General features: G+C 53.4%; 6 protein-coding genes and 1 riboswitch. Of the genes, 1 reads left to right on the top strand and 5 read right to left on the bottom strand.

Annotation, left to right across the window (positions count from 1 at the left end):
* Positions 1-22: 22 nt before the first annotated feature.
* The 5 genes from ybeY to J2I47_RS24985 form a co-directional block, all read right to left on the bottom strand.
* Positions 23-448, bottom strand: a complete 426-nt coding sequence (gene ybeY / locus J2I47_RS25005; RefSeq protein WP_207367356.1) for an rRNA maturation RNase YbeY — start codon at positions 446-448, stop codon at positions 23-25.
* 108 nt (positions 449-556) lie between these two features.
* The gene (locus J2I47_RS25000; protein ID WP_207367355.1) at positions 557-2935 is read right to left on the bottom strand and encodes a TonB-dependent receptor; all 2379 of its coding nucleotides are present in this window, start codon (positions 2933-2935) and stop codon (positions 557-559) included.
* A 144-nt stretch (positions 2936-3079) separates the two neighbouring features.
* Positions 3080-3178: riboswitch (TPP riboswitch) on the bottom strand.
* A 25-nt stretch (positions 3179-3203) separates the two neighbouring features.
* Positions 3204-3935, bottom strand: a complete 732-nt coding sequence (locus tag J2I47_RS24995) for an SDR family oxidoreductase (RefSeq protein ID WP_207367354.1) — start codon at positions 3933-3935, stop codon at positions 3204-3206.
* 39 nt (positions 3936-3974) lie between these two features.
* Complete coding sequence (locus J2I47_RS24990; protein WP_207367353.1) at positions 3975-4736, bottom strand: SDR family oxidoreductase; 762 nt, start codon at positions 4734-4736, stop codon at positions 3975-3977.
* Between the two features lie 108 nt (positions 4737-4844).
* Positions 4845-5777 carry a helix-turn-helix domain-containing protein gene (locus J2I47_RS24985; RefSeq protein WP_207367352.1) on the bottom strand — a complete coding sequence of 311 codons (933 nt, stop codon included), beginning with the start codon at positions 5775-5777 and terminating at the stop codon, positions 4845-4847.
* A 116-nt stretch (positions 5778-5893) separates the two neighbouring features.
* Here J2I47_RS24985 and J2I47_RS24980 point away from each other — a divergent pair, with 116 nt between their 5' ends.
* Positions 5894-6922: an MBL fold metallo-hydrolase gene (locus J2I47_RS24980; protein WP_207367351.1), complete on the top strand. Its 1029-nt coding sequence runs from the start codon at positions 5894-5896 to the stop codon at positions 6920-6922.
* Positions 6923-6996: the final 74 nt, after the last annotated feature.

The following is a 6996-nucleotide window of genomic DNA, read 5'->3' as shown; positions in this document are numbered from 1 at the left end:
GCCATTGTACATTGTACATTGTTCATTGTACATTGTACATTAATAACCATTCATCCTCCTTCGCCCGCATCACGCTGATTTCCTCTTCCGATTTGTCGCCGTAGCCGCAGAGGTGGAGCAGGCCGTGGGCCAGTACGCGGCGCATTTCCTGCTCAGGCGCAATGCCGAGTTGAGCAGCATTGTCGGCTACGCGGTCTACGCTGATGTAGATATCGCCTTCGATGGGGTCGTCGTCAAACTCGCGGTTGTCGAAGGTGATGATATCGGTATAGAAATCGTGCTGAAGGTATTCTTTGTTCACGCCCAGCACATATTCATCCGTGGCGAAAATGTAGTTTAAATCGCCCACATCATGCCCCTCAGCTTTGGCCTGCGCCGTGAGCCATTTTTTCACCGCCAGCTTCTGCGGCAGCTTAAACTCAGTGTCTTCGTTGAAAAAGCGGAGCATAGGATTTTGGATTGGGGATTTCGGATTTCGGATTGGCTGACGCATGTAGGCTGACGCCAGAGTACTCTTGCGTCAGCCAATCCGAAATCCGAAATCCCCAATCCAAAATCAAAACTTCACTCTCACCCCCGCCAGGACATTCCTGGTGGCTTGTGGGTAGTAGGCGTTATAGGAGGCAACTTTGCCTTCGCTAATGTAGGCGTAGGTGTAGCCGTTCGATTCGTACAACTCATTGAACAGGTTGTTGATCAAGAGTGTGAACGAAAGCTGATTGGCAAAGGTCGGTTTCAGCGTGTAGATAAACCGCAGGTCGTTGACGAAATAGGCGTTCAGTTTCCGGTCGTTGCTGCTGGTATTGTCCAGAAACTGTCGGCCTACGTATTTCGATAACAAACCGATTTCCAGGCTTTTAGCTACCGTTAGCAACAGTTGCGACCCAGCCACCACATTGGGCGAAAAGGCAATGTCGGTCTGAACAAACTGTCGCGACTCCTGTCCGGCGTCGGTATCGAAAAACTGCGTGTAATTCCGAATTTTATTTTGGCTGAACGTACCGTTTATGTTCCAGCGCAACGCTTTGGTCAACAGGGTGGTTGCCTCCACCTCGATTCCTGCGCGGTAGCTGTTCGGCACGTTGATCCGGTTAAATGCACCGACGTCATTGATAGCCCCGTTGAGCACCAATTGGTTACTGTAGTTCATGAAATAACCGTTCAGGCTCAGAGCCACGCGGTTGGTGCGGGTTTTCACGCCGGCTTCCCAATCGTAGAGCGTTTCGGGTAAGGGGCGACTGCCGGGCGTCGATTGCGTATAGTCGTCACGGTTAGGCTCCTTGTTGCCCACGCCAAAGGAAGCATAGGCCGTGGTGCGGTCGTTGACGGTGTAGGTTACGCCCGCTTTGGGGTTGAAGAACGTCAGTGCCGCCTGCTGCTGCACGTTCTGCAGTTTGCTATTGAAGCCCAGAAACGAATAATTCACTTGCCGAACCTGCAAGTCTACAAAGGCATTGAGTTTCGGCGTGAATTGATAAAACGCTTTAGCATAGCCGTTTACATCTGTTTTGGTGGCATCGTCTTCGTAATAACGGAACGGCGTAGCGGGCACGAACTGCCCCGAAATCACCTCGCCGAAGTGCTTGCCCGTATACCGGTTCAGGCCCCCACCAATGTTGGCGGTGAGCCGATTCTTATTGTCGTAATCGAACGAGAAAACGGTGCCGTAGAAGTCGTTATCCAGCCACCGGCGACGTACCAGGTTGGTGCGCGTCGTAACCGAATCGCGGATGACCACGTTGGGCAGGCCGTATTTGCTCAGCTTGTCGGCCTCTTTGAACTCTTCGTAATAACCACGCCCTTTCGTGTAAAACAGCGACACGTTGGCCCGCCAGTTTCGGCTCAGTTCGGTCGACGTAATTAACTGGTACTGATCCTGTTGGTAATTATCGGTCTGGTTTGGGTACGTGAATTCGTTGTACCGACGGTTGGAAGCCAGGATGTCTTCCGGCACACCATTCCAGGCCTGATAGGTCTTCTCCTGCCCCGAAAACACGTTTAGCCGCACGAAGCTTTTCTGGTCGTAATACCCCCCCGACACATAGAACGATTTCAGATCCGATGAAGCCCGGTCGATGTACCCGTCTGACGCTATTTTCGACAGCCGGGCATCGACCACGAAGTGCCCTGACATGAGACCAGTACCCGCCTGCACCGTGGCGCGGCGCGTGTTGAAGCTGCCACCCGACAGGTTTACTTCGGCATAGGGATCTTTCTGGAGCGCGTTGGTTTGCACGTTCACGCTCGCGCCAAACGCCCCGGCTCCATTGGTAGACGTACCCACGCCCCGCTGAATCTGCACACTGTTGACCGACGACGCGAAGTCAGGCATGTTTACCCAGTACGTCCCCTGCGATTCGGCGTCGTTATACGGAATGCCGTTGAGCGTAACGTTCACCCGCGTGGCATCGGACCCACGGATGCGGATACCCGTGTAGCCTACGCCCGCACCGGCATCAGACGTGGTCACAACTGAGGGTGTAAAGTTGAGCAGCAGAGGCAAATCCTGCCCCAGGTTGAGCTTTACCAGGTCGCGCTTAGTCACGTCGGTGTAGGCAATCGCCGATTTTTCGCCCGCCCGCGTAGCCAGTACAACCACCTCGTCCATTACTACGTCGCTCTGCCGTAGCGACAGGATCAACGGTCTGTTCAGAGGCAAACTAACACCCTGATCAACAGCATCGTAGCCCACCATAGAGGCGCGAATATGGTACGTTCCGGGTCGAAGGTTTGTTAACAAAAACGCCCCGTTAGCGTCGGTATTGGTGCCCTTCAGCGAACCATCGAGCGTGATAGCGACACCGGGTAAGCCCCCACCGCCGAGGTCCCGGACGGTGCCGGAAAGTGTCGTGATTTGTTGCGCCCAGGTGGGCAGGTGAAACAGGCACCACAGCAGCAGTGTGGCAGCGAAACGATAGGTCGTAGCGTTGGTCATGACGACTCAAACGGTTTACGAAAGGCTTAGGGGCCGAGGCCTATCTTGGTGGAAGAAGGAAGTTTAAGGTTTAATGTCTAATGTCTAAAGTTGCTTCGCTAGCTACAATAACTAGCGAAGCAACTTTAGGCATTAGACTTTAGACATTAAACTCATTTTACGTTCCCTTCGGCGGCATTATCCGCATCAGGTTCTATGGGTATAATCTCAGCCCGTTGTTATAAGGCACCCCTGTAAGATTAACGGTGCAAAGGTACTACGGAAATTTTTACCCGTTCATCCGCTCGAACATCATGTCGAGTTCGGCGCGCGATGACTGACTTAACTTTGCTGATATTTGATACACAATCTCTTGACTATCAGTAGCTAACTGTTCCATAACACTATCGGTGTATTCATCCACGGCTACACCAAACGAATGGTCAGTGCCGCCGAGGTTGGTGTGTACCGCCGGCGGAATGATCTCGATTACCTGCACCGGTGTGTGGGCTAACTGACGACGCAACGACTGTGTGTAGGAATGGATGGCTGCTTTGGTGGCACTGTAGATGGGAATCCGCGCTATGGGAGCAAACGCCAGCCCCGACGATACGTTCATGATAACGGGGTTGGTCTGCTGCTGCAAGTGCCGGGTAAACAGGGAGACCAGATGAATGGGCGCTTCGAAATTAATAGCAATCTCAACGGCCCGGGTTTCCCAGTCTTCATCTGCCTCGCCAAGCTGTACTTCCCGCTGAATACCCGCGTTGTTGAGCAGCACATTCAGTTGCGGAGCCTCGGAAATGGCCCACTCAAACAGCCGCTGACGTTCCGCAGGTTTGGCCACGTCGCAGACCAGCGTGCGCAGGCCGGGCAGGCGGTTGGCAGCGGCTTGCAGTTTGGCTGCATCCCGTCCACAGATCAGCACGGTATTGCCCGCCGCATGGAATCGTTCGGTTAGGGCCAGACCAATACCCGCGCCACCGCCGGTAACCAATATCGTGTTTTGCGTAAGTTTCATGGAATTCGACTATGATGTATACACTGACAAAACGTAAAACTACAGACGATGGCCACCCGATACTTCAATGCGTTGCCCGTTGATCCAGTGCGCGTCGTTGCTGCACAGGAATGCCACCACGCCGCCAACGTCGTCGGGCAGGCCCACACGACCAAGTGCCGTTAGTTGGGCCAAATGCTTGTTTATCTCCGGATTGTCGCGCACCACACCCCCACCAAAATCGGTTTCGATAGCACCGGGAGCCACCACGTTGACCGTTATTTGCCGACTGCCCAGTTCTTGCGCCATGTAGCGGGAGAGCGTTTCGATGGCTCCTTTCATGCTGGCATAAGCCGCGTAGCCCACGCCCACAAACCGGGCCAGTCCCGTCGAGATATTAATGATGCGTCCGCCGTCATTAAGGAGCGGCAAGGCTTTCTGCGTCAGAAAAAAGACACCCTTGAAATGGATGTTCATCAGGTGGTCGAAGTCAGATTCTTCAGTGTCAGCGAAAGGCGCGTAAACGGCTGTACCGGCATTGTTGATCAAAAAATCGAAATGATCGGTGCCGAACGTATTTTTCAGCGTCGTGACAAACCCGTCGAAGAAGGCGTTGAAACTGCTGACGTTGCTGGTGTCTAGCTGAAGGGCAGCGGCTTTTTGGCCCAGTGCTTCAATCTCAGCAATGGTAGCCTGCGCTTCGGCTTGGTTGCTGTGGTAGGTCAATACCACGTTGATGCCTTTTTTGGCCAGGCTAAGGGCCATGTTTTTGCCCAGTCCGCGGCTGCCGCCGGTGACGAGTGCTAGTTTTGGAGTTGCCATGTGACAGACATTTGGGATATGAATAACTACGCCACAAAGGTCTGCCCTACCCAAAGCCGGACTGTTGCAACCATCAATCGGATTGTTGCAAAAATCAAATCTACCCCATTACGCCCGGAAAGCCACCGGCGAAAGGGTTGTCTGTTTTTTGAAGAAATTAGAGAAGTGCGCCACTTCGTCGAACCCAAGGCTATAGGCAATTTCCGACACGTTCCAGTCAGTTTGTTTGAGCAAAATCTTGGCCTCCTGCGCAATCCGGCTGCTGATAATGGCCGTTGTTGTCTTGCCCGTGTGTTCTTTCAATACTTTGTTGAGGTGGTTTACATGAATGGCTAGCCGGTCGGCGTAATCCTTGGCCGTGCGCAAGCTCAACTGCTGCTGCGGCGACTCAATAGGAAATTGCCGTTCCAGCAACTCGATGAACAGCGACGATACGCGCGCCGAGGCTGTATGGGTTGGATAAAGCGACGTGGCCGGTTGCAGCTTCTGCCCATAGTGAATTAACTCAACTACGTAGTTGCGCAGCAAGTCATACTTATGGGCGTAGTCTGAGGTTATTTCTTTAGCCATCTTCCTGAAAATGTAGGCAATGTCGGCGGTATCATTGTCCGTCAGCTCAAAGATGGGGTAACCGCCCGGTTTGAAGATGGGCAGTTCGTCGAGTACCACGCCGCTTTTGGCTTGTAGTAAAAACTCGTCGGTGAAGATGCAGAAGTAGCCGCCCGACCCATTGGCATCAAGTGGTATATAATGATAAGGCACTTTGGGCGTAGCAAACAGTAGGGCGCTTTTGTCAATGTCGATCACGCGGTCGGCATACTCGGCCCGGTTGCGCCCGCAGATCAGGCTGATCTTATAATAGGCACGGCGGTTATAAGGCATGCCCGACTTTTGCTTTAAGCGTTCGCGGAGGTCATCCTGACTAAACACATTGAAATGGCCGATTTCCTTGTTAATACCTTTTGGCAAAAGCGCCTGCAACTCAGCTTCCGATCCAAAAGCAATTTGCTGGTAAAAGTTTTCTACAGAGGTAATGTCCATGACAGAGTCAGTTATAAAATTCAAATATAGTTTCTTTGTAGCTAGTGGGCATTTTTTGTATTTGTTATCATTTCGGTCAGGCTTGTTGTACTTTGAGGGCGTAATCCTGCTTGCCCATGTTTCGCTACTGCCCAACGTTATTCCTGCTACTCCTTACCGCCTGCGCCCCGCGCTATAAAGGACCGGTGACGGACCATTTCAACGGCAAAAAGTTTGTCAACACCGGCCCGCCCGTGGTGCGTCAGGGTGGCCTGTTCAAGTGGCTGCTTCACCGCGACAAAGGCCCCTGGCTCGACACCCCCAACGCGCCTGCTGGTTCTAAACCCCAAGCCCGCATCTACGGCGACAGCCTGGTGGTCACGTTTGTGGGCCACTCCAGCTTTTTGCTGCAAACCGACGGCCTCAACATACTCACCGACCCCGTTTGGAGCAACAAGATTGGCCCCACCAAATGGCTGGGTATTAAACGCCGCCGCCCACCCGGAATCCGCTACGAGGATCTGCCCCCTATCGACGTAGTACTGCTGAGTCATTGCCACTACGATCACCTTGATCTACAGACCCTTAAACGGCTGGCAAAGGATGTCAATCCGCAGATGGTAACGCCGCTGGGCGTATCCTATCTACCCAAAAAAGTGGGCGGCAAAACCACCCGCGAGCTAGACTGGAACGACACGTTGCGGGTATTGCCCAACCTGACCATAACAGCCACCGAAGCCCGCCACTTCAGCAACCGCGGCATAGGCGACCGTGACCGAACGCTCTGGGCGGGCTATTTACTCCACACCCGTTTCGGCACGATCTACTTCGCGGGCGACACCGGCTACGGCGATTTGTTTCCCAAAATAGCCCAGCGCGCCGCCAGCAGCCCCTCTGGTGCCATCAAACTGGCTATGCTACCTATCGGGTCTTATCGCCCCACCTGGTTCATGGCCCCGGTACACATGTCGCCCGTCGGGGCGGTGCAGGCATTTACCGATTTAGGTCGTCCGCAGAGCATCGGTATTCATTTTGGTACCTTCCAGCAGGGCGATGATGGCCTGTTTGAACCCCGCGATGACCTGACGGCAGAACTCCTGAAACAAAAAATTCCCCTCCAGCGGTTTACCGTGCCGATAGAGGGGAAGGGGGTGGTGTATAAGTGAGTTTAAGGTTTAAGGTTTAACGTCTAAGGTTTAAGGTTGCTTCGCGTTCGCAAGGGTTGAGCGCGAAGCAACCT

The sequence above is a fragment of the Fibrella rubiginis genome (assembly GCF_017353185.1).
Classification (GTDB): domain Bacteria; phylum Bacteroidota; class Bacteroidia; order Cytophagales; family Spirosomataceae; genus Fibrella; species Fibrella rubiginis.
The sequence above is the reverse complement of the archived record's forward strand: the minus strand, read 5'-3'. Positions and strand labels throughout refer to the sequence as shown.